The organism is Serratia sp. DD3 (genome assembly GCF_000496755.2).
In genome coordinates, this window is record NZ_AYKS02000078.1 from 1 (window position 1) to 23,759 (window position 23,759).

General features: G+C 47.2%; 24 protein-coding genes and 1 pseudogene. 18 read left to right on the plus strand and 7 right to left on the minus strand.

Going from position 1 to position 23,759, the window contains the following annotated elements; all coding sequences use genetic code 11:
* The 3 genes and pseudogenes from IO95_RS15180 to IO95_RS23600 all read left to right on the plus strand — a co-directional run.
* Positions 1–298, plus strand: a pseudogene (locus IO95_RS15180) (IS4 family transposase); the annotation flags it as partial.
* A gap of 10 nt (positions 299–308) precedes the next feature.
* On the plus strand, positions 309–1,547 hold the full coding sequence (locus IO95_RS15185) for a PAAR domain-containing protein (protein ID WP_235186780.1): 1,239 nt from the start codon (positions 309–311) through the stop codon (positions 1,545–1,547).
* On the plus strand, positions 1,547–1,987 hold the full coding sequence (locus IO95_RS23600; RefSeq protein ID WP_023492891.1) for a DUF1240 domain-containing protein: 441 nt from the start codon (positions 1,547–1,549) through the stop codon (positions 1,985–1,987). Before IO95_RS15185 ends, IO95_RS23600 begins: the two co-directional genes overlap by 1 nt.
* A 144-nt stretch (positions 1,988–2,131) precedes the next feature.
* Here the strand turns inward: IO95_RS23600 and IO95_RS15195 are convergent, their stop codons facing one another.
* Positions 2,132–2,455, minus strand: a complete 324-nt coding sequence (locus IO95_RS15195; protein WP_037386004.1) for a cupin domain-containing protein — start codon at positions 2,453–2,455, stop codon at positions 2,132–2,134.
* Between the two features lie 26 nt (positions 2,456–2,481).
* A complete protein-coding gene (locus IO95_RS15200) occupies positions 2,482–3,648 on the minus strand; it encodes an oligogalacturonate lyase family protein (protein ID WP_023492542.1) in 1,167 nt (388 codons plus the stop codon).
* 500 nt (positions 3,649–4,148) lie between these two features.
* Between IO95_RS15200 and IO95_RS15205 the strand changes: the two genes are divergently transcribed.
* The 10 genes from IO95_RS15205 to IO95_RS15250 all read left to right on the plus strand — a co-directional run bounded on the left by IO95_RS15205 (position 4,149) and on the right by IO95_RS15250 (position 15,086).
* Complete coding sequence (locus tag IO95_RS15205; RefSeq protein WP_023492541.1) at positions 4,149–5,726, plus strand: MFS transporter; 1,578 nt, start codon at positions 4,149–4,151, stop codon at positions 5,724–5,726.
* 485 nt (positions 5,727–6,211) lie between these two features.
* On the plus strand, positions 6,212–6,973 hold the full coding sequence (gene kduD, locus IO95_RS15210) for a 2-dehydro-3-deoxy-D-gluconate 5-dehydrogenase KduD (protein WP_023492540.1): 762 nt from the start codon (positions 6,212–6,214) through the stop codon (positions 6,971–6,973).
* A gap of 59 nt (positions 6,974–7,032) precedes the next feature.
* Positions 7,033–7,674 carry an RpiB/LacA/LacB family sugar-phosphate isomerase gene (locus IO95_RS15215; protein ID WP_023492539.1) on the plus strand — a complete coding sequence of 214 codons (642 nt, stop codon included), beginning with the start codon at positions 7,033–7,035 and terminating at the stop codon, positions 7,672–7,674.
* Positions 7,675–7,822: 148 nt separating this feature from the next.
* Positions 7,823–8,374, plus strand: coding sequence for a phosphodiesterase (gene yfcE, locus IO95_RS15220; RefSeq protein ID WP_023492538.1), 552 nt, complete (start codon positions 7,823–7,825; stop codon positions 8,372–8,374).
* Positions 8,375–8,456: 82 nt separating this feature from the next.
* A complete protein-coding gene (gene yfcD / locus IO95_RS15225) occupies positions 8,457–9,035 on the plus strand; it encodes an NUDIX hydrolase YfcD (protein ID WP_023492537.1) in 579 nt (192 codons plus the stop codon).
* Positions 9,036–9,880: 845 nt separating this feature from the next.
* Entirely contained in the window at positions 9,881–10,771 is an 891-nt protein-coding gene (locus IO95_RS15230) for a carbohydrate ABC transporter permease (protein ID WP_023492536.1), read from the plus strand.
* A gap of 22 nt (positions 10,772–10,793) precedes the next feature.
* Positions 10,794–11,678: a carbohydrate ABC transporter permease gene (locus tag IO95_RS15235; RefSeq protein ID WP_152554950.1), complete on the plus strand. Its 885-nt coding sequence runs from the start codon at positions 10,794–10,796 to the stop codon at positions 11,676–11,678.
* A 13-nt stretch (positions 11,679–11,691) separates the two neighbouring features.
* The gene (locus IO95_RS15240) at positions 11,692–12,819 is read left to right on the plus strand and encodes an ABC transporter ATP-binding protein (RefSeq protein ID WP_023492534.1); all 1,128 of its coding nucleotides are present in this window, start codon (positions 11,692–11,694) and stop codon (positions 12,817–12,819) included.
* Between the two features lie 15 nt (positions 12,820–12,834).
* A complete protein-coding gene (locus IO95_RS15245; protein WP_023492533.1) occupies positions 12,835–14,124 on the plus strand; it encodes an ABC transporter substrate-binding protein in 1,290 nt (429 codons plus the stop codon).
* A gap of 266 nt (positions 14,125–14,390) precedes the next feature.
* The gene (locus IO95_RS15250; RefSeq protein WP_037386009.1) at positions 14,391–15,086 is read left to right on the plus strand and encodes an oligogalacturonate-specific porin KdgM family protein; all 696 of its coding nucleotides are present in this window, start codon (positions 14,391–14,393) and stop codon (positions 15,084–15,086) included.
* 178 nt (positions 15,087–15,264) lie between these two features.
* On the opposite strand, the gene IO95_RS15255 is transcribed toward IO95_RS15250, so the two are convergent.
* Positions 15,265–16,284 carry a LacI family DNA-binding transcriptional regulator gene (locus tag IO95_RS15255; RefSeq protein ID WP_023491532.1) on the minus strand — a complete coding sequence of 340 codons (1,020 nt, stop codon included), beginning with the start codon at positions 16,282–16,284 and terminating at the stop codon, positions 15,265–15,267.
* Positions 16,285–16,580: 296 nt separating this feature from the next.
* Between IO95_RS15255 and IO95_RS15260 the strand changes: the two genes are divergently transcribed.
* The 5 genes from IO95_RS15260 (at position 16,581) to IO95_RS15280 (ending at position 20,676) form a co-directional block, all read left to right on the plus strand.
* Positions 16,581–17,024: a PTS sugar transporter subunit IIA gene (locus IO95_RS15260; protein ID WP_023491533.1), complete on the plus strand. Its 444-nt coding sequence runs from the start codon at positions 16,581–16,583 to the stop codon at positions 17,022–17,024.
* 161 nt (positions 17,025–17,185) lie between these two features.
* Positions 17,186–17,467, plus strand: coding sequence for a PTS sugar transporter subunit IIB (locus IO95_RS15265; RefSeq protein WP_023491534.1), 282 nt, complete (start codon positions 17,186–17,188; stop codon positions 17,465–17,467).
* Positions 17,468–17,490: 23 nt separating this feature from the next.
* Positions 17,491–18,870, plus strand: coding sequence for a PTS ascorbate transporter subunit IIC (locus tag IO95_RS15270; protein WP_023491535.1), 1,380 nt, complete (start codon positions 17,491–17,493; stop codon positions 18,868–18,870).
* Positions 18,871–18,896: 26 nt separating this feature from the next.
* The gene (locus IO95_RS15275) at positions 18,897–19,730 is read left to right on the plus strand and encodes a transketolase (RefSeq protein ID WP_023491536.1); all 834 of its coding nucleotides are present in this window, start codon (positions 18,897–18,899) and stop codon (positions 19,728–19,730) included.
* Entirely contained in the window at positions 19,723–20,676 is a 954-nt protein-coding gene (locus IO95_RS15280; protein WP_023491537.1) for a transketolase family protein, read from the plus strand. Before IO95_RS15275 ends, IO95_RS15280 begins: the two co-directional genes overlap by 8 nt.
* Before the next feature lie 115 nt (positions 20,677–20,791).
* Here IO95_RS15280 and pcaD read toward each other — a convergent pair whose 3' ends face one another.
* From pcaD to IO95_RS15300, 4 genes are all read right to left on the minus strand, one after another.
* Positions 20,792–21,553 (minus strand): 3-oxoadipate enol-lactonase, encoded by a 762-nt coding sequence (gene pcaD / locus IO95_RS15285; RefSeq protein ID WP_023491538.1) that lies wholly within the window; start codon positions 21,551–21,553, stop codon positions 20,792–20,794.
* A gap of 1 nt (position 21,554) precedes the next feature.
* Positions 21,555–22,757, minus strand: coding sequence for a 3-oxoadipyl-CoA thiolase (gene pcaF, locus IO95_RS15290; RefSeq protein ID WP_023491539.1), 1,203 nt, complete (start codon positions 22,755–22,757; stop codon positions 21,555–21,557).
* On the minus strand, positions 22,735–23,415 hold the full coding sequence (locus tag IO95_RS15295) for a 3-oxoacid CoA-transferase subunit B (RefSeq protein WP_023491540.1): 681 nt from the start codon (positions 23,413–23,415) through the stop codon (positions 22,735–22,737). The genes pcaF and IO95_RS15295 overlap by 23 nt, the downstream gene beginning before the upstream one ends.
* An 11-nt stretch (positions 23,416–23,426) precedes the next feature.
* A partial coding sequence (locus IO95_RS15300; protein ID WP_037386013.1) for a 3-oxoacid CoA-transferase subunit A occupies positions 23,427–23,759 on the minus strand: 333 nt, incomplete at its 5' end.

Sequence of the window (23,759 nt, forward strand, 5' to 3'; positions counted from 1 at the left end):
GGGAATGGGTCAGGTTCGGATCAAAAATCCGGCAAGACGCGATCGATTATTTCTGTTCAGTGCGCTGGCGATAGTCCTGTTGACGCTGCTGGGCAAGGCAGGAGACAGCGCGGGTCTGGAGCGAACGATCAAGGTCAATACCAGCAAAAGCCGAACATATTCATTTTTCCGACAAGGTGTTATCTACTATCAATTACTGCCTAAAATGAAAGAAGCCTACGCGATATTGTTGATGGAGAAGTTTACTTATTACCTGAGGCAGCATCGGTTATATACCCGCACACTTGGCATTATTTGAGTCTCTAAAAATGAGGGGATCTCTGAGCCCAAAAGGAGGTAAATTCGGCCCCAATCTGAACCAACAAGCCGTCAACGGTAACAAAGTATCTTGTGGGAAAAATCCGGGAACTTATAGTATCGGTGGAGGGCATCCCGGCGAAGTTATCCACGGTTGTCTTGCTGCCAGTACGTTATATAGCCGTTCAACTTGCCCATGTAATGCTTTTTTTATCCCTACCCATACGTGGGCAGTACATGGTCCATATCAGGGAGGTAAAGTCCAAGCTACCCCAGCAGCTAAAGTAGAGGAACCGGTACAATACACACAGACAACAAAGAAACCTTCCTCATATCTCACTGGTGAAAAGCAGGATTCAGGATTTATACCGGATTACCCTGTACTACGTAATACACATGATCTGCCAGACCAGAGAGTGCGAGATCTACTACGTGCAAACAATCACGATGTAATGTTATTGACGATGGAAGAAGCGTATGAAGTTCTTGCTGATTGGGGAACATATACAAAAGGGTGGACAGAGATCACTCAAAGTAAACCGGGTACGATAGCCGTAAACTATGGGACTAATATTAAAGATGTAGTAACTACGTCGAAGTTAATCGTTGACTTAGGCGGGTTTGGTATCAAAGCTACAATATATATCAATAGAAATGGTACTGAACTAATTAAACTAACTGGCTATCCAGGGATCAGGAAAGTACTGAATGCACCTGTATTTGCTGCCAAAAACCCCAAGATTGTCGATTTAGGTATTGGTAAATATGGATTGTCAAATTTCATCATAGAAGGTGCAAGATTAACGTTTTATGTTGCTGCGGCATTTAGAACACTTGATTTTATTCTTAATGATGAAACATCTCTCACTAAGTTCATCGGTAGTTTAGCTACTGATGTGGTAAAAATAGGCATATCTTCAGGGGCTGGATGGATTGGCGGCACTATCGCTACTGTATTCTTTGCATCAGCAGTAACACCAGTTGTTGTAGCAGTGACTGTTGGTTTTCTTGCTGTGGTAGGTTTGAATGAACTTGATGAAAAGTTTGGAATAACAAACAAACTTGTTGAACTAATAGAGAAGTCACAGCAGGATATTGTAGAAAAAACAAATGATTTAAAACAAGGGTTTATTGATATAGTTGCCCTTGAGATGGATAAAATGCTTAATAAAGGCGTGGAGTTCGCTCAATACGAAGTTAAGAAGTACATTAGGAATGCAATATCTGAGTTGTTTAGAGGACGTTTTTGATGGAAAAAATAACATTTAAGATGCGTTTTTTCGCATTTTTTTTCATAGCATTTATCCTTGCGCCATTATGTGCTTTTTTAGTATATATATTTTTTTATAATTTAAATACTTGGTCTGGAAATCCTGACGTTTTAGTTTTTTCTTCGGTCAGCATTTCTGCTGGAGTCATTGCCCCATTATTTTTTATTGTTTTTATTATTATTTCCATACAACCTATATTAAAAGCTCGTAGAGCATCAGATACACTACAAGCGATTTGTTCTAAATTGATTTACCTGTTATTGCTCGTAGGTATATTGATAAATTTCGGATTCAAATATTACTATACAGAAAAGCTAACTGAACAGGGTTATCTTCGATGCAAAGGTGTACCTAATAGTTCCATGCTCGGAATGGCTGCCAAGTATGCTAAATCAGAAAGTTTGTGCAATTTAAAATAGTAAGTGTAACTTCAATTTAGATGTGGGGAACGGCGACAGTCTAAACAAATTGCTCAAATAACGAGAGACGCGAACCACCGCTGATCAAACTGCGGGACTCCATTCACAGGGAATGCCTATGTCTGAGGGCCCGCAGTTATCAGGTTATTTCAAAAAGTCTTCACGCTGAGGGGTAAAGGTATCCAGCAGCGTTCCCGCCTCCAGACAGACACAGCCATGTATCACATCAGGCTTTTTATACAGGGTGTCACCAGCGCCCACTTCTTGGGTCTCGCCATCAATGGTAAAGCTGAAACGCCCGGAAAGCACATAGGTCAACTGCTCGTGGGGATGACTGTGCAATGGACCTATCGCGCCCTGGCTGAAGTTGACCTCCACCGCCATCATGGTGCCACCATGGGCGAGGATACGCCGCGTAACGCCATTGCCTAAATCTTCCAGTGGACACTCATTTTTATAGATAAACATAACTTTTCCTCATTACATGCGACAGATCAGGCAAACAGATTTTCAGGTAGTTGCGCCAGATAGAGGGCAGGTTGACCTTCAAAATCTGAAGTGAATAGCACCTGCCGATTGTCCGGGGTAAAGGAAGGATGCGGGTGGGTTACTTGGCGGTCACCGTTGAGCACACGCCATGAGCTGTTATGGGCAGCCAGACGAGCCTGACGTTTCTGCTTGGCATCGAACACATAAAGCCAAGGATCGTTTTCAATGGTATAACCCTGCGCATCTTTGATATCGACCGGTGAGTCGGAACCGTCCCCGACCAACAGGCTACCGTCGTAGTTGCTCATCAGGTGTGAACAAGCAGGCATGGTCATCACAATTTCATCTTTACCGCTTTCAGGATCATAACGGCAGATATTGCGCTCTTGCTGGCCTTTTAAATAGGAGACGTACATCAGCGCTGAGCCATCGGGTACCCAGAATTCATGAGTGCAACTCTCCCCTTCAGCATGGTTCTTCACCTTGCGCATATTACTGCCATCTTCATTAATCAACCACATACGCGCATCAACCAGATCGTGTGGCCCTTCATGGCAGAAAGCGACACAATTATTGTGATAAGGGCGATAGATAGGATGGCCCAGCCAGAGGTTATCTTGATAGATGACTCGAGACTCACCACTGTTGAGATCGACGCGTAGCAGGCGGCAGTGTGGTTTTTTGGTAAAGAAACTGTGGAAAATTTTCCAATCGGTCAGGGGTTGCCAATCTTTGCGTGAAATTTCAATCCCCACCAGGCTGGTACAATCGCTGTTCGCCACCCAGGTACCGTAGCCGACCCACTCTTCAGGCACTTGATAGATGGTCTGCTCATCGCCGGTAGTCAACTCGACCCGGCGCAGCTGGCGTTCATTTTTTACGTAAAAGAGAAAACGGTCATCAGGTGATAAAAAACCACCAAAGGTATTATCGCCAGCCCCTTCGGTCAGTTGAACCGCTTGCTGCTTTTGCAGATCCAGCAGGTAATAGTTGCGATTACCGTCAAACTCACCGGCAAATAGCAGCTTGCTACCGTCATTGGTAAAGCATTTTTGGTAGAAATAATTGCGGTGGCACAACACATCGGGTGGAGTCAAACGGGTAATCTGCGCGCCGGTACCGGCATCAGTTGAATGATGGAAATTGAAATTGAGAACTGAACCTTTAGCCACAATGGCCTCCCTTAATCTTAGCGATAAACTGTTCAGTGAATACCTGCGCGGTTCAAGCTGTTGTCATGGGGCTGCGTGATTTGGCCTATGTGTAAGCTTTGTCTTGCTGCCGCCAGCCAACAACTCGAAATAGCATGGCGATATGAACAGTAACTTAATTATTAAAACATTATTTCATAAAATAAGAAAAAGGAAATCAAATTTACACCCAAGGCCAATCAAGTCGAGCAATTTATGCGAGAGGTATCGCATAAATCGTTTAGTGCTGTGCCGCCTCAGTGCGGGATGACTGCACTTCACCAAGCCTAGCGAACCGTCATGACATACCGTTCAATCACACTAGGGCCTTGTCGCCAAATCCACCCGTATAGGTGCTGAGTGACAAATCGATAACTGATATTTTTGTGATTTATATCATATCAATCTCACCTGCCAAAATGTATAAACTGCGTTCCTTTAAAAATGAAACAGTGGTTTATTTTTGTTTAAGAGAAGAGTAGATGAAAACAAGTAGTCGCATTCCCTCGGGAAAGGAGCATAGCGTCACATTTGGGCATCAATTGGCTTATGGTGGGGGGAACCTGCTAGGCAGTGGCGCGTTGGCAATCAGTGGCGCCTGGTTGCTCTATTTTTATACTACTTTCTGTGGTTTGACGCTGTTGGAAGCGTCATTCATCTTCTCTGTTGCCAGTGTTATTGATGCTATCAGTAACCCGGTGATGGGCTATCTGACGGATAATTTTGGTCAGACCTGGCTTGGAAGGCGTTTTGGACGGCGGCGTTTCTTTGTGCTGATTGGTGCGCCATTGATGCTGTTTTATCCGCTGCTGTGGATAGAGGGCTTTGGTTTTTGGTACTACCTCTCCACCTATGTGATTTTCGAACTGATTTATACCTCAGTGATGGTGCCTTACGAGACCTTGGCCACCGAAATGACCGATGACTTTGCCGTGCGTTCCAAACTGACAGGTTATAAGGCGATTTTTGGCAAGATGGCCAACTTCCTGGCGGCATTTATTCCTGGGCAATTTATTTTGATCTACGGTAAAGAGTCGGCCACACCGTTCCTCTATACCGGTATTACTTATGGTGTGATCCTGTTTTTTGCTATCGGGACGCTTTATCTGTTCTCGTGGGAGCGCAAAACTGAAATCGTGGCCTCGATACAGCAGAAGAAAAAGTCACTGCTAGAAACACTGGTCAATCTGGCGCGTGATATGCAATCCACTTTCTACCTGCGTGTGTTCCGCAAACATCTGGGAATGTATTTGTGTGGCTTTGGTGCTGAGTGGTTGTTTGCGTCGATATTTACTTATTTCGTGATCTTTGTCTTACAGTATGATCCAGCCATGCTGGCGGGTTTGAATAGCCTGAATGCCATACTGCAATTGGTTTCGACCGCTGTTTTCATTGGCATTTGTGTGAAAAAGGGTTTCAGCAAACCTTACATATGGGCACTGGGTATCGTTATCTTTGCCGTTTGTTGTTACTCATTGCTGCATTTCTTCCATCTGCCAGTTTATATCGCAACCATCGCAATTATCGGTATTACGGTGGTATTTGGCCTGGGTACTGGGGGGGTTTATTACATTCCCTGGACGGTGTACACCTTTCTGGCAGATGTGGATGAGGTCTTTACTGGTCGTCGTCGTGAAGGGATCTATGCTGGTGCCATGACCTTCTCCGGCAAAATCATGCGTTCCATTATTGTCTTCACCATGGGGGCTATCCTTAGCTACTACGGTTTTCAATCGAAATCCCATACTCAACCCGAAACCGCGATTGCTGCTATTTCCTGGGTATTCTTTGCCGGTGTGATTGTATTGGCACTGATGGCGATGGTTTTCAGTAGCCAGATGGCGCTTAACCGCCAAACCCACCAAGTGGTGTTATATGAAGTTGCTCGAATCAAGGCGGGCGGCAAGATCAGCGATATTCAACCCGAGGTGCGTTTGGTGATCGAGAAATTGGTGGGGTTACCTTATGAGCAATGCTGGGGTAACAGCAAAATCTGCCAGAAGATGAAAATCACTCCTGAGGTTCCCACGACGTTAAGTCAATCATCCTCAACGGTCTGATTAATCTAAACCGGGGCCTCTCACGACATTAAGGGGTCCCGATAACAGGCTGAAAATATTAGGAAATAGTGAAAACCAAACGGGTGCTATTTCTTCATTTGGCAATGTTGAGTTTTTATCATCGGTTGGCAGCGTTGTTTACTGCCTATTGGCATAAACCGCACTATATTTGTCATCAATATTAAGCAAGAAAATCAATTTTATTTAAAATAAAACAACGTTTCATTTATTCTTGATTGCAATAAAGATACGCGCTAGACTTGGCATATCCTGATGACAGCAAGGAGACATTGTTTTTCCTTGTGTAACTGCAAGTTGCAGACAGAAAACCATGTGCATCCAAGTGATCGGTAACTGGGGTAGGGCGTTATACCAAGTTATAGACCCATGCCGGTTCACTTGAAAATAACGGGTATAAACGGGATTGCAAAACGATCCTGACTTTTGATAAGGGCTGTAACGCCCTGAGTAATAAGGATAACAGCATGATTCTCGACAATTTTTCATTACAAGGTAAAGTAGCGATTGTGACCGGTTGTGACACCGGCTTGGGTCAGGGCATGGCGATTGGGTTGGCGCAAGCTGGCTGTGATATCGTCGGTATCAATGTGGTCGAACCCGAAGAAACCATCACTAAAGTGACTGAGTTGGGGCGCCGTTTTTTAAGCTTGAAAGCCGACCTGAGCAAGCTGGAAGTGTTACCTGAGTTGCTGGAAAAAGCGGTGGCTGAGTTTGGCCATGTTGATATTCTGGTTAATAACGCCGGGATTATTCGCCGCCAGGACGCAATCGCCTTCACTGAGAAAGATTGGGATGATGTGATGAACCTGAACATCAAAACTGTTTTCTTTATGTCTCAGGCTGTGGCTCGTCAATTTATTGCTCAAGGCACTGGCGGCAAGATTATCAATATTGCTTCCATGCTCTCTTATCAAGGCGGCATCCGGGTGCCTTCTTATACGGCATCAAAGAGCGCCGTGATGGGCGTAACCCGTTTGTTGGCCAACGAGTGGGCCAGCCATGGTATCAACGTTAACGCATTGGCCCCAGGCTATATGGCGACCAACAATACGCGTCAGTTACGTGATGACCAAGCACGCAGCGAAGCGATTCTTGAGCGTATACCAGCAGGTCGCTGGGGATTACCGCAAGATCTGATGGGCCCAGTGGTATTCTTGGCTTCATCGGCTTCAGATTACATTAATGGTTATACCATTGCCGTAGATGGCGGCTGGTTGGCTCGCTAAGCTTGAGTCAAGTTTGGCATAAAAAATAACTGTTTGATTTTACTGATTGAGAGGAAAATATGAATATTGCGCTGATGATGGAAAACAGCCAAGCGGCTAAAAATGCGCTGGTTCTCGCACAACTGCAAGCTGTTGCAGCAGGTAATAAGGATGCGGTATTTAACGTTGGTATGTGTGATGAGCAGGATCACCACCTGACCTATATCCACCTGGGGATTATGGCCAGCATTCTGTTGAATGCCGAAGCGGTTGACTTTGTGGTCACCGGTTGTGGTACTGGTCAAGGGGCATTAATGTCATTAAACATTCACCCGGGTGTCGTGTGCGGCTACTGTATTGATCCAGCAGATGCGTTCTTGTTTGCTCAGATCAACAATGGCAATGCACTGGCACTGCCTTTTGCCAAAGGCTTTGGCTGGGGTGCTGAATTGAATGTCCGTTATATCTTTGAGAAGGCGTTTACCGGGCGTAAAGGTGAAGGTTACCCGCTTGAGCGTAAAGAACCTCAGGTGCGTAACGCCGGGATCCTCAATCAGGTTAAAGCTGCAGTGATCAAAGATAATTACTTGGATACCTTGCGCGCTATTGATCCTGAATTGGTGAAGACTGCAGTGAGTGGTGCCCGTTTCCAAGAGTGCCTGTTCTCTCAGGGCAAGAAGCCGGAAATTATAGCGTTTGTTAAGCAGATCCTCGGTCAATAAATCGAGACTGGGTATTTTAGTGGCTGGTGACTTTAGGTCGCCAGCCCTAAATCAAGTTGGCCCTAAATCAAGTTAGCCCCGGCCATTTGAATGCTGTAGGTTATCCCGTTAAAATGGTTTCATATTCTGCATGTGCGAAGGAAAGAGTATGAAGCTGATGTTCGCCTCTGATCTACATGGTTCACTCTCCGCCACTGATAAAATCCTTGAATTGTTCGAGCAAAGCCAGGCCAGCTATCTAATGCTGCTGGGAGATGTGCTCAACCACGGTCCGCGTAACCCCTTACCCGATAATTACCAACCTGCACAGGTCGCTGAATGCTTGAATCGCTATTGCCATAAAATCATCGCGGTTCGTGGCAATTGCGATAGTGAAGTTGACCAGATGTTGTTGTCATTTCCTGTTATGGCAGATTTTCAGCAGGTGTTATTGCCCGAAAGACGACTGTTTTTAACCCACGGGCACCTTTATCATCCCAACAATCTTCCCCCGCTAGCCAATGGTGATGTACTGGTGTATGGCCACACGCATTTGCCACAGGCAGAAAGGCAAGGGGAGTTTTATTGTTTTAATCCGGGTTCACTCAGTATGCCGAAAGGCAGTTTTGCTGCCAGTTATGGTACCTTGATAGATAATGTTTTGAGCGTGAACGCACTGCATAGTGGCAAGATGGTTGCTGAGGTAGTATTAACACACTAACTTATACGCTTAGTATATTAACACACTGATGGATCAACCCAGGCGCGGCTGGCATCGTGCCCTAAATAGAAGGTTTTAAAGGATGGCGGAACAGGTTCAGGCTAAAGATATCGAGTGGGTCGATATCGTTAATGAGCAAAATGAAGTGATTGCTCAGTCCACTCGCCAACAGATGCGCGCTCAACGGTTACGTCATCGTGCGACTTATATTGTGGTGCATGATGGGATGGGCAAAGTTTTGGTGCAACGCCGCACTGACATTAAAGATTTCTACCCGGGATGGCTGGATGCCACGGCGGGTGGGGTGGTACAAAGCGGCGAAAATATCCTGGATTCTGCCCGCCGTGAGGCCGTTGAAGAACTGGGTATTGCCGGGGTGCCGTTTGCTGAGCATGGCCAGTTTTACTTTGAAGCTGAGCAATGCCGCACTTGGGGCACTTTATTCAGTTGTGTCTCTCATGGTCCTTTTGCGTTACAGGAAGAAGAAGTTGCCGAAGTGAGTTGGCTGACACCGGAAGAGATCACCGCACGTTGTGATGAATTTACGCCAGACTCGTTGAAAGCGCTATCACTGTGGTTAACGCGTAATCAGAGCCAAAGTCATGGCAAGCCATTGCAGCTAGAAGATATCGCCAGTTCTTCTGATGAAGAAAAGGCCTGATAGACTCTTGGTGTGGCTTTGCAGAGCGTGATGTTGCATGGAGCTATTTTGCTGAGTCCGACTTTGCTGCCGAGTGGGGCATGTTCCACGTGATCGTTCCCGGCCCCGCTATCAATTGAGGGGCTATCTATTAACGCCTTTATGGTTCCCGATAGGGCATCATTTGACCATCCTGTTTACCTTCTCCCCCCGCTCAGGCTGTTTTGGTTCCATCACAGTTAGCTAACAAGTCCATTTCAAACCCTTAGCGCTCACGTTACATTTAAATCAAAATAATTTATTTTAAATCAGCAGTTTAAGTTTTTTTTGTTGTCTTTTTTTGTTTTCTTATGTAGGTTTGAAAAAAAACAAAACAGCGTTTTACCTTGATCACACTTTAGCAATTCACTGCATGACGTGGGAGAAAATTGCGATATAATAATTTGAAATTGCGTTTCAGTTTGTTTGGTTTTGCGTTTTGTTTAACAGGGAGAAGCTAACATGGACCTGGTGTACCGTATCAAGAGGCTTTTCACGACTCTGTCAATTAAGTTATCCAACAGAATGCCTGCAGCGAAACAACCGCCGCTGGAAAGGGAATGTACAGATACGGTGTTGATATGACGAATAGTAAATAAATTTATGAGGTTATACTCAAACCTGTTCGAGTAACAGATAAACGGAAGCTCACCGCAGTTCATCTCTGAACTAAGAAGGGTCGCTGGTATATCTATTTCTTGAAGGGGAAAGAGTTTTTATTGATTACATTATGCTGTGCTTAATCACAGCAGGGCTCATGCTACCTGTTATTGGTAGCTAAAGGATATGGCCGGGTTAATTTTATTTATATCTAATGGACTATTCCTATGAATGAAAACAGAGTGTTGGGGTTGGCCTATATATCACCCTATATAATAGGCTTGATAATATTTACCGCATTTCCTTTTGTGTCATCATTTGTATTGAGTTTTACGCAATATGACTTGATGAGTCCGCCCGTATTCAACGGGATAGAAAACTACCGTTATATGTTTACCGAGGACCATCTTTTCTGGAAGTCCATGGGTGTCACCTTTGCCTATGTGTTTTTGACTATTCCATTAAAACTGGCATTTGCACTCGGCATTGCATTTGCTCTTAATTTTAAATTGCGTGGCATCGGTTTTTTCCGAACTGCTTACTATATCCCTTCTATTCTTGGCAGTAGCGTCGCCATTGCGGTGTTATGGCGGGCGTTGTTTGCCATTGATGGTTTACTAAATAGCTTTATCGGTGTTTTTGGTCTGGATCCGGTTAACTGGTTAGGTGAACCTTCGTTGGCATTGATGTCAGTTACTTTATTGCGGGTATGGCAGTTTGGCTCCGCGATGGTGATTTTTTTGGCGGCGCTGCAGAATGTTCCTCAGTCGCAATATGAAGCGGCAATGATTGATGGCGCTTCTAAGTGGCAAATGTTTATGAAGGTGACGGTACCGTTGATTACCCCGGTGATCTTCTTTAATTTCATTATGCAAACCACGCAGGCGTTTCAAGAATTTACTGCCCCGTATGTGATTACCGGCGGTGGGCCGACGCATTACACCTATCTGTTCTCACTCTATATCTATGATACCGCCTTTAAATATTTTGATATGGGCTATGGTGCGGCACTGGCGTGGATATTGTTCCTGGTCGTCGCTGTGTTTGCCTCGATTGCCTTTAAGTCTTCGAAATATTGGGTCTTTTATTCAGCAGATAAGGGAGGCAAAAATGGCTGATATTCAACCGAACACATTAACGATGACTGATGAACAGCAAATCGCTGAGCGAGAAGTAAAGCGTACCTTACGCAAGGAAAAAATCAGTGCCTCGCTGCGTTACCTCGTGCTGCTGGGGGTCGGGTTATTGATGCTTTATCCATTGGTTTGGATGTTCTCTGCATCGTTTAAACCTAACCATGAAATTTTTACTACCTTGGGGTTGTGGCCTGATAATCCGACTTCAGACGGGTTTGTTAACGGTTGGAAAACGGGTACCGAATATAATTTTGGTCACTATATGCTTAATACCTTTAAATTTGTTATCCCTAAGGTGTTATTGACCATTATCTCTTCGACGATTGTGGCGTATGGTTTTGCCCGTTTTGAGATCCCATGGAAGAAGTTTTGGTTTGCAACGTTGATTACCACCATGTTGCTCCCGAGCACCGTGTTGCTGATCCCGCAATACATTATGTTTCGTGAAATGGGCATGCTGGACAGTTATTTACCCCTGTATTTACCACTGGCTTTTGCCACCCAGGGATTCTTTGTTTTTATGCTGATCCAGTTTTTGCGTGGGGTACCGCGTGATATGGAAGAAGCAGCGCAGATCGACGGTTGCAATTCTTTCCAGGTATTGTGGTATGTGGTGGTACCGATTCTAAAACCAGCCATTATTTCTGTCGCACTATTTCAGTTTATGTGGTCAATGAATGATTTCATTGGTCCACTGATTTATGTCTACAGCGTGGATAAATACCCGATTGCACTGGCGTTGAAAATGTCTATCGATGTCACCGAAGGTGCACCGTGGAATGAAATATTGGCGATGGCAAGTATCTCCATTCTGCCTTCTATCATCGTATTCTTCCTGGCTCAACGTTATTTTGTGCAGGGTGTTACCAGTAGCGGAATTAAAGGTTAATTAAGGATTGATCATGGCTGAAGTCGTATTTAATAATCTGCAGAAAGTTTATAGCAACGGTTATAAAGCCGTTCATGGCATTAACCTGACTATTGCTGACGGCGAGTTTATGGTGATTGTCGGTCCTTCTGGTTGCGCCAAATCGACGACATTACGGATGCTGGCTGGGCTTGAAACCATCAGTGGTGGCGAAGTGCGTATTGGGGACCGTGTGGTTAACAACCTCGCCCCTAAATCCCGTGGTATTGCCATGGTATTTCAAAACTATGCGCTATACCCGCATATGACCGTGAAAGAGAATCTGGCGTTTGGACTTAAGCTGAGCAAACTGCCTAAACAACAGATTGAAGAGCAGGTCAATGAAGCCGCCAAGATCCTGGAGCTGGATGAACTGCTTGATCGTCTGCCACGTCAGTTATCGGGTGGGCAGGCGCAGCGTGTGGCGGTTGGCCGGGCCATTGTCAAGAAACCCGATGTGTTTCTGTTTGATGAACCGCTTTCCAATCTGGATGCCAAACTGCGGGCATCAATGCGTATTCGTATTTCCGATTTGCACAAGCAACTGAAAAAGAGCGGAAAACCGGCAACTACCGTTTATGTGACCCACGATCAGACCGAAGCGATGACCATGGGGGACCGCATCTGCGTGATGAAGCTAGGGCATATCATGCAGGTGGATACGCCAGATAATCTTTATCATTATCCGAAGAATATGTTTGTCGCCGGATTTATAGGCGCGCCAGAAATGAATATCAGGCCGAGTAAGCTGGTGGAAAACGAGGGCAAAATCGGCCTGACCGTTGGTGATTATTTCTTGGCTTTAAATCAACAGCAGCAGGATAAAGTTGCCAGCTTTGTGGGTGAAGAGGTGTTCTTTGGGGTTCGCCCTGAATTTATCACTATCTCAGAATCGCCTTTTGCCGATGGACATTCGCAGGGTGAACTGGTGCGGGTGGAAAATATGGGGCATGAATTCTTTGTCTATCTGAAAGTTAATGACTTCGAATTAACTTGCCGGATTCCATCTGATGAAGTGAAACCCATTTTGGAAAAGGGATTACATCGCCCTATTTACTTTAAGTTTGATATGAACAAATGCCACATATTTGATGCAAAAACGGAAAAGAACATCTCTCTTTAACAGGAGTTTTAACCAATGAAAAAAGTAGCATTAAAAGCGCTGATTACCGCTTCTCTATCGATGTTTGCCTATCAATCAGTGGCGGCGGAACCGGTTGAACTGCGTATGTCCTGGTGGGGAGGAAATGGCCGTCATCAGGTTACGCTGAAAGCCATCGAAGAGTTTCAGAAGCAAAATCCGGATATTAAAGTTAAATCAGAATACACCGGTTGGGATGGTCATCTATCTCGTTTGACCACACAGATTGCTGGCGGAACAGAACCCGATGTGATGCAGACCAACTGGAACTGGCTGCCGATCTTTTCAAAGGATGGTAATGGATTTTATGATCTGAACAAGGTGAGTGAATATCTCGATTTGACTCAGTTCGATCCGAAGAATCTGCAGCCTACAACGATCAATGGCAAGTTGAATGGTATCCCGGTATCGCTCACAGCACGTATCTTCTATTATAATGATGTCACTTGGAAGAGTGCTGGGCTGGAGTATCCCAAGAATTGGGATGAACTATTAGCGGCAGGGAGAACCTTTAATGAAAAACTGGGTGAAAAATATTACCCAGTGGTCTTAGAGCACCAGGATACCTTTGCGCTGTTACGCTCTTATATGATCCAAAAATATAATGTTGATATTATCAATGAGGCGGACAAAAAGTTTGCTTATACCGAAGAGCAATGGGTAGATTTCTTCCAGATGTATAAGACATTGGTTGAGAACCATGTCATGCCTTCGTCCAAACTTTATGCTTCTTTCGGTAAGAGCAACATGTATGAGATGAAGCCATGGATTGCGGGTGAATGGGCGGGGACCTATATGTGGAACACCACCATCAGCAAATATTCCGACAATCTGAAGCCACCAGCCAAACTGGATCTCGGCCCTTATCCGATGTTACCTGATGCCAAGGATGCGGGATTGTTCTTTAAACCCGCTCAGATGTTCTCCATTGGTAAAAGCAGCAAACACCCACGCGAAGCGGCAATGTTGATTAACTTCCTGTTAAACAGCAAAGAAGGTGTTGATGCTCTGCGATTGGAACGTGGTGTCCCACTGAGCAAAACGGCGGTGACTCAATTACGTGCCAGTGGTGTGATTCAGGATCAGGATAAATCTGTGGCAGGTTTGAATTTGGCACTCTCCTTACCTCATGGCATTACCGCTTCACCGTATTTTGATGACCCACAAATTGTGGTGTTGTTCCAGGATGCCATTCAATCAATCGATTATGGCAAGAAAACGGTAAAAGAAGTGGCTGAAGATTTCCAAAGGCAGGGAGATCGTATTCTGAAACGAGCAATGAGATAACAGACATTAAATCTCAAACGGTTATGTATTAATACTCAATGACCGGGCTGTATGTAAGACTCAGGCCCATGGATGGGCCTAATAGTGAATGGATAGCGAATATCATCATCACGGAATTTTTCTAATATATGATGGCTACCTATCAATAATTTAATTATTCACTGGTAAAGCCTCATCCCGTGCGGATGACAATTTTCAGTATTTATCGTGCCCATTCTTTAGAAAGGGAACGTGACTTTATAATTTAATGGTAAGGATGTGTAATAATGAAAATAAAGTTATTAACTTTAATGGTAGCTTCTGTCGTGAGTGTCCAGGCCATGGCAATGAGTATCGACTTAAGACATGAATGGATGGATACCGGCAAAGGTGATCATAAAGATCGCATGCTAGTTTCGCACCGTTTTGCTAACGGTTTTGGTTTCTCTTTAGAAGGGAAATGGAAACAGGATTCCTCAGATACCACGCCGAATAAACCTTTCAACGAAACAGTGAGTAATGGTACTGAAGCGGTAGTAAGTTATCAGTTTAACGTAAACGATAGCTTGAGTTTGCAACCCGGGTTCTCTATGGACTCTACTAGCAGTAGCAATGGTTATCGCCCTTACTTGCGTGCACAGTATAACTTGACCAAAGAGCTGTATGTTGCAGCCAGATATCGTTATGAATATAAACGTACCCCATCAAAGGGTTCTGACTATGATGCAAAAACCAATCAAGGTGATTTTTGGATAGGTTATACTTTCCTTAATGATTGGCAGGTTGAATATAATTTTCTTTATAAAAGCAGTAACCAAGTCATCTTTGATAATGATAAAAACGATTACGAGCATAATGTAAAATTGGCGTACAAATGGGATAAAAACTGGAAGCCCTATATCGAAGTGGGTAACGTCAAGCAAGATAGCTACAATGATAATCGCCAAACACGTTACCGCGTTGGGGTCTCTTATAGCTGGTAATGTAGTGGAATCGTGACCTCGTCACCCTTCAAGCAGTGGGGGAGTGACATGGTCAATTACGAGCAAGATATGCGGAACGGCAAATTGATCACCGATCAATTTGCCGTCCGGCTATTGGCGTTCCGCATCATTAGCACTGAGCTGAAGTGTAAACTGAAGCAAGATTGAGTATCACTATTTAGCAACTACTGCGGCGGCATAACACCGAAGGAATCGACCCTTCCGGTTGCCAGTCTTCTTCATTCAAGCGAGCCAAAAGTGCCTTGCCTGCCTGAATACCAATCTCTTTATGGGGGATGGTCATGGTGGTCAACGGGGGTTGGCAAACCTGGCTGAACTCCTGATTACCAAAACCGACAATGGCCAATTGCTCTGGCACCTTAATTCTACGTCGCTGGCACTCATATAACGCCCCGCAAGCCAATTCATCAGCGGCGCAGACCAAGGCATCCAATTCTGGCCAAGCCAGCAAAAATTCCGGCAATTGTTGAGCACCAGTCTGGAAGGTGGCAGGTTGGGCGGCATTAATTACCCGATGAGGGGAGATATGGTTACGCAGTAATGCCTTATGCCATCCCTGCAAATGCTGTTGGAAAATCCACTGTTCCTGATTGGCACACAGCAAACCGATATTTTGATAGCCGCTGGCAATGACCGTTTGTGTTAACTGATACATGGCAGCGACATAATCTATCCCAATATTCATGTCGATGGGGTCGGCACGTATGGCACCGATTTCGACCACCGGAATATTGGCGCTTCTCAATGCTTGGCGGGTATTGGGCGAATGTTCAACGCTCAATAGTACCGCTGCCGCCAGATTGTAAGAGAGCAGTGTTTCCAATACTTTTTCTTCACGCTCCAGGTGATGTTGGGATTCCGCCAGCATGATCTGGTAACCCGCTGGTTGTAACACTTGCTGCAAGCCAGCAAACATATCGGCACAACCGGATTCGGAGAAACTCGGTACCACCATGGCGATGGTATAGGAAGAGGCAGAGGCTAATGAACTGGCCGCCAGATTGGGTAAATAGCCTAACTCATTGACGGCAGCTTCAATTTTTTCTCTTAATTTATCAGAAACTTGCTCTGGCGAGCGTAACGCACGCGAGACCGTCATTGAGCCCACGCCTGCCAATTGTGCTACGTCAGCCAGAGTCACCCGGCCGGTACTACGTCGTTTTCTAACGATCGACATGCATAATCCTGACTGAAATCGGTGTATGGCACATTAATAAACTTATGGGTTGAGACGGCACAAGTCTGATGTGCACTGTTGCAACATTGGCACACATTCTACTCGGTTCATCGCCGGAACGATAAGAAAACTGTGGCAGAGAACCGGCGTCCGATAGATTTGATAGCGCTATCACAAATTGAGATAATAGCGTTTTGGTAGCGCTATCTTTGTGAGGCGCATCACTGTTTAACAACCTACGGTTGATTAAGGTTTCACTACTCAGAAGTTTACAGGATAGATAACAAGGAGCGAGTGTGCTTAATCAATGGCTAAATGCCGACCATATTCAATTATGTGATGAGGTTGCCGACTGGCGGGAAGCCGTCACCTTAAGTGCGCAACCGCTGTTGCAGCGCGGCACTATCACTGATGACTACCTGACAGCCATATTCCATCAGTACCAGACGCTGGGGCCCTATTTTGTACTGGCACCAGGTATTGCCATGCCTCATGCCAGACCGGAAGAGGGGGCCAGAGCACTGGGCCTTTCATTACTGAAAATTAATCAGGGTGTCCGTTTTCATTCAGAAGATAACGATCCTGTATTTATAGTGGTTATGCTTTCGGCTCCGGACAGTAGCAGTCATATTGAATTAATTTCATCGTTGGCGGAATTGTTTTCGGACAATGAAGCCATGGCGAAGTTATTTAAGGCGGAAAACAAACAGCAAATTGAGGATATTATTACCAACTATTAATATCTGTATGGTGTCATTAAGTTCAATAGTCATAGATACATCTTAATCATTTTAGATGTGGCAGGCTTATATTCTAAATAATTAAACGTGCATGATCTACAACTAGCATCATACAACTTTAATGGTGTTCAATATTTCAATCAAATTCAATAGGTGAAAAAATGAAAATTATGGCGATTTGTGGTTCTGGGTTGGGCAGCAGCTTTATGGTGGAAATGAATATCAAGAAAGTGCTGAAAAAGATGAATTTTGAGGCCGAAGTTGAGCACTCCGATCTTTCTTCCGCCACCCCAGGGGCGGCCGATATTTTTGTCATGGCCAAGGATATTGCTGAGAGTGCCAGCGTACCAGCGAGTCAGTTGGTGGTCATCAGCAACATTATCGACATCAATGAGCTTGAAGCCAAGTTACGTGCTTACTTCGAAGCCCATTCTCTTATTTAACTTAACCCATAGGCGAGGTGGATATGTTTATCCAAGAAGCACTTAAGTTTGTGGTTGATATATTAAAAGTGCCAGCAATATTGGTGGGTCTTATTGCTCTAATCGGTCTGTTGGCACAGAAAAAATCCTTCTCCGATGTGGTAAAAGGGACGATTAAAACCATTTTAGGTTTTATTGTGCTGGGCGGTGGTGCCGGTGTATTGGTGAGTTCACTGAATCCGTTGGGGAATATGTTTGAGCATGCCTTCAATATTCAAGGGATTATTCCGAATAATGAAGCCATTGTCTCGATAGCATTAGAAAAATATGGTGCCTCAACCGCGCTGATTATGGCGTTTGGTATGGTGGCCAACATTGTGGTGGCACGTTTTACCCGCTTGAAATATATCTTCCTGACCGGTCACCACACATTCTATATGGCCTGCATGATCGGCATTATTCTGACAGTGGCGGGTTTTGAAGGGGTACAACTGGTCTTTACCGGGTCGTTGACGTTGGGACTGGTTATGGCGTTTTTCCCGGCGATTGCCCAACGTTATATGCGGCGCATCACCGGTAATGACGATATTGCCTTTGGTCACTTTGGCACCTTGGGCTATGTACTGTCTGGTTGGATCGGTTCACGGGTCGGCAAACACTCTCGCTCTACCGAAGAGATGGATTTGCCGAAGAACCTCAGTTTCCTGCGTGATAGCTCGATCTCTATTTCGATGACCATGATGATTATTTACATGATCCTGGCGGTCAGCGCAGGCCAAGCCTATGTAGAAGGGCAACTGAGCGGCGGGCAGAACTATCTGGTGTATTCGATTATTCAGGCAATTACCTTCGCTGCGGGGGTGTTTATTATCCTGCAAGGGGTGCGGCTGATTCTGGCTGAGATCGTTCCGGCCTTTACCGGTTTCTCTGAAAAACTGGTGCCTAATGCCCGTCCTGCACTGGATTGCCCAGTGGTCTATCCTTACGCTCCTAATGCGGTCCTGATTGGCTTCCTGTTCAGTTTCCTCGGTGGGTTGGTGGGTTTGTTCCTGCTTGGGCAAATGAAGATGGTACTGATCCTGCCAGGCGTTGTGCCGCACTTCTTTACCGGTGCCACTGCCGGTGTATTTGGTAATGCGACTGGCGGACGCCGTGGTGCCATGTTAGGGGCCTTTGCAAATGGTCTGCTGATTACCTTCCTGCCAGTGCTGCTGTTGCCGGTGCTCGGGGCGTTAGGGTTCGCCAATACCACTTTCTCGGATGCCGACTTTGGGGTCATCGGTATCGTGCTGGGTAATATGGCGCGTTTCTTAAGCAAAGAGATGATTATGGTGGTGATTGTGGCCATCTTTGCCGTACTGGTCGCCCACAATTTCCTGGCTAAGCCAAAAGCGGCGTCAGATACCGAGAGTGCTGATAAGTAACCGCTGACCGCTTGAGGAATAACGCAATGACAGACATTGGAGAATTGCACCGATTAGCTCGGCAGATCCGCCTGGAAACCTTGAAAATGCTCACTGGGCTGGGGTTTGGTCACTACGGTGGCTGTATGTCGATAGTGGAAACGCTGGCGGTGTTGTATGGCGCGGTGATGCGCATTAACCCTGCGGATCCGGATTGGTCTGGGCGTGACTACTTCGTTTTGTCGAAAGGTCATGCCGGCCCCACGTTATATAGCATCTTGGCAATTAAGGGTTACTTTCCGCTGGAGCAACTGAAAACGTTGAATCACAACGGTACCCACTTGCCAAGCCATCCGGATCGCTTATTGACGCCCGGGGTAGATGCCACCACCGGGTCGCTCGGGCAAGGTGTTTCTATTGCCGCCGGTATGGCACTGTCGCATCAGTTGGCGGGTCGAGAGAACCGGGTGTTCACTATTCTAGGGGATGGTGAGCTGAATGAAGGGCAGTGCTGGGAAGCATTTCAATTTATTGCCCACCACAACCTGCATAATCTGACGCTATTTATCGATTACAACAAACAGCAACTGGATGGTCCACTGGAGGAAGTGATTAAACCCTTTGATCTGGCTGCCAAATTCAGCGCGTTCGGTTTTGATGTCCAGACTGTTCGCGGGGATGATATTGCGGCGATCTATGATGCGGTGATGCCAGTACGTAGCGGTGAACAGCGGCCGTTGGTGGTGATCCTCGATAGCATCAAGGGGCAGGGTGTCGCTTATCTGGAGCAGTTGAAAAACTCACACCATTTGCGTTTGACTCCCGAGGTTCAGTTGGAAATCGAAAAGGCGATAGCCATCCTGGAGGCCGCTTATGTTTAATGTCGACCCACAACAGGGCAAAGACAACATAGAAATGCGCAAAGTGTATGCGGGGGTGATGCGCGAACAAATGGCCGCGGGCAAGCCGGTGATTGCACTGGAAGCGGATCTGATGAGCTCGATGGCGATGGATAGCGTGCATCACGATTATCCACACCATGTTATCAACTGCGGGATTATGGAGGCCAATGTGATCGGCGTCGCAGCCGGTTTGTCGCTTACCGGGCGAGTGCCTTTTGTCCATACCTTTAGCGCTTTTGCCAGTCGCCGCTGTTTCGACCAGCTGTTTATGGCCCTTGATTATCAGCGCAATAACGTCAAGGTGATCGCTTCTGATGCGGGGATTGCTGCCTGCCATAACGGGGGCACCCATATGTCATTTGAGGATATGGGGACGGTGCGTGGCCTGGCTCATGCGGTGGTGCTGGAAGTAACGGATGCCACCATGTTCCAGGACATTTTACGGCAACTGGTTGAGCTGAAAGGGTTCTATTGGGTACGTACTATCCGTAAACAGGCAACGCGTATCTACCAGGAGGGCTCTCGCTTCACCATCGGCAAAGGCAATCTGCTGCGTGATGGCAATGATATTACCTTGATTGCCAATGGCATCATGGTGGCTGAGGCATTACAGGCGGCGCAGATGCTGGAACGGCAAGGTGTCAGTGCGGCGGTGATAGATATGTTCACGCTTAAACCGATCGACCGTGACATCATCAAAACCTATGCCGCGAAAACGGGTCGCGTAGTCACTTGTGAAAACCACAGTATCCATAATGGCCTCGGCTCGGCAGTCGCCGAAGTCTTGGTGGAAGAGTGCCCAGTGCCAATGCGGCGAGTAGGGGTGAAAGGGCGCTATGGGCAGGTGGGAACACAGGCATTTCTACAACAGGAGTATGGGCTGACGGCGGAGCATATTGTGGCCGCCGCCAGAGAGTTGTTGTAAGCAGACCAACCAGGGGGTGTCGCTAGCTGTGTCATTAGCGGTGACACCCCCTGGCTTTTTGCACTGATACTCGCCATCAATCACCCACACATATTGTCCTACCAGGTGAATGAACTTAGTTATCCAAGGCGAAGAAGGTTTCCAACTGCTGATTAAATAGTTCCGGACAAGCCAGGTTGGAGATGTGCGACGCCGGCAAAATAGCCAGTTGCGCATCGGCGGCGTGGCTAACCAGCCATTTGGCATCGGCTACGGTGGTGACGGGATCCTGCTCCCCGGCAATCACCAACATAGGTACGCTCATCTGTGGCACTTCAGCACGCAGATCGGCTAATGCCAGCGCTTGGCAACAGGCGGCATAACCTGCCGCATTCCCTTGCGCCAAGGCTTGCACCAAGGCAGAACACTGTTGCGGTTGCTGGCGCAGGAAATCTGGTGAAAACCATCGTTCGGCCGCGGTTGCGGCGATCGGTGCCAAACCTTCCTGACGGACTTGTTGAGCCCGTTGTTGCCAGCCTTCCGTGCTGCCGATACGCGCGGCGGTATTCGCCACCACTATTTTTTTAAAACGTAGCGGGTGATAGCGGTTTAGCCACAAGCCGGTGAGCCCTCCCATGGAGATCCCGCAGAAATAAGCACGTTCCACATCCAGCTTATCCAGTAGATCAATCACATCCTGCCCGAGAATATCGAGGGTTAATGGGCTAGCAGGGAGTGGGGTGTCACCATGACCACGCTGGTTGTAACTCAGAACGCGGAATGATTTGGCCAACCGCTCGATTTGGGGTTGCCACAGTTCCAGCGTGGTGCCCAGTGAGTTGGAAAACACCAGCATAGGGGCATCCTGTGGGCCCTGCAGACGATAGTCAATATTCATGTCATACCCTCTCGATAATCAAAGCGATCCCTTGGCCGACACCGATGCACATGGCACACAGGCCATAGCGCCCGCCGGTTTTCTGCAGTTGCCGGGCGGCATTCATCACCAGCCGGCCACCGGAAGCCCCCAGAGGGTGACCGAGGGCTATTGCGCCGCCGTTCGGGTTAACGTTGGCAGCATCATCCGCTAACCCGAGGTCACGCATGACGGCCAAGGCTTGGGCAGCAAAAGCTTCATTAAGTTCGAAGACATCTATCTGATCCAGCTGCAAGCCAGCGAGATGCAATACCTTACGCACTGCCTGGGCGGGGCCAAAACCCATGATGGTCGGTTCGATACCGGTGACGGCACTGGCAACTATGCGCCCCAGTGGTTGCAGACCATGCTGCCGGATCCCTTGTTCACTGGCTAAGAGTAGAGCACAGGCCCCATCGTTAAGGCCAGAGGCATTACCTGCAGTGATGGTCCCTTGCGCATTGACCACCGGCTTGAGTTTTTCCAATGCCGCCAAGGTGGTGGCTCTCGGGTGTTCATCTTGTGTAAAGCATAATGGCTCCCCTTTCTTCTGCGGCACATTCACTTCGATCAACTGTGAATGGTAGAAGCCACTCTCTTGTGCAGCAGCGGTGCGTTGTTGACTGCGCAACGCAAAAGCATCCTGATCCTGGCGGTTGATGCCAAACTTTAGCGCCACGTTTTCGGCTGTTTGTGGCATAGACTCGACACCATACAAGGCTTTCATCTGCGGATTGATAAAACGCCAACCCATGGTGGTATCTTCCAACTGCATGGTGCGGCTGAAGGCACTCTCCGCTTTGCCCATAACGAAGGGGGCTCGCGACATGCTCTCAACGCCACCGGCAATCACCAGGTGGTTTTCACCGGTCTTGATGGAACGGGCAGCCATTGCCACCGCATCCAGGCTGGAACCACAGAGTCGGTTCAAGGTACAACCGGGAACCGAAGGGGGCAACCCCGCCAGCAGCAGAGCCATACGCGCCACGTTACGGTTATCCTCACCCGCCTGATTGGCGCAACCGAACAGCACATCATCCAATGCACTCCAGTCTAGCGCTGGGTGGCGCTGCATCAGTGCCTTCAGCGGTAGCGCGGCCAGATCATCGGCACGAATGGTCGCCAAGCTACCGTTCAGCTTGCCGAATGGGGTACGGACGGCATCACACAGATAGGCTGAGTGCATGTGGTTTCTCTCCATGCTGAAGGGCAAAGGTCAGTTCGACCGGGGTGATATCTTGCAGTTGCTGTGGGGTCAAACCGCCAAAAATTTCTCTTACCACCAGCCCTTGTGGTGTGACATCAATCACCGCCAGGTCACTGTAGATACGGTCAATGCAGCCAACCCCCGTTAGCGGATAGGTGCACTGTTTAACGATTTTACATTCGCCTTTTTTAGTCAGGTGCTCGGTCATCACAAATACCTGACGTGCTCCGATGGCCAAGTCCATCGCCCCGCCTACCGCTGGGATCGCCCCTGCAGCACCGGTACTCCAGTTGGCCAAGTCACCTCGCTCAGAGACTTGATAAGCCCCTAATACGCAGATATCCAAATGGCCGCCGCGCATCATGGCGAAGGAATCACCATGGTGGAAGAAACAGCCACCGGCTAGCAGAGTAACCGGTTGTTTACCGGCATTGATCAACTCGGGATCTTCCTCCCCGGCTGAAGGGGCGGGCCCCATGCCGAGGATGCCGTTTTCGCTGTGCAGGAAGATCTCTTTATCGGCAGGGAGGTAGTTGGCAATTTGGGTGGGGATGCCAATGCCCAGATTCACGTAGGCCCCTTCTGGGATATCACGAGCAATCCGTTGGGCTAACTGTGGATGAGTGAGTTTTAACATATAATGCCGCCTTAAGCCGATAGTTGCTGTGGCGTGGCCGGAGTGACAACCACACGTTGTACGAAGATCCCAGGAGTGATGACATTTTCCGGGGCCAGTTCACCCAAAGAGAGCAACTGATTGACTTCTGCGATGGTGCAGGTGGCGGCCATCGCCATGATGGGGCCGAAATTACGCCCGGTCTTGTTGTACACCAGGTTGCCCCAACGGTCAGCACTCTCGGCCTTAATCAGCGCAAAATCAGCTTTCAACGGCAGTTCAAACACATATTGGCGACCATTGATCTCGCGGGTTTCCTTGTTTTCCGCCAACAAGGTGCCAAACCCGGTTGGGGTATAGATCCC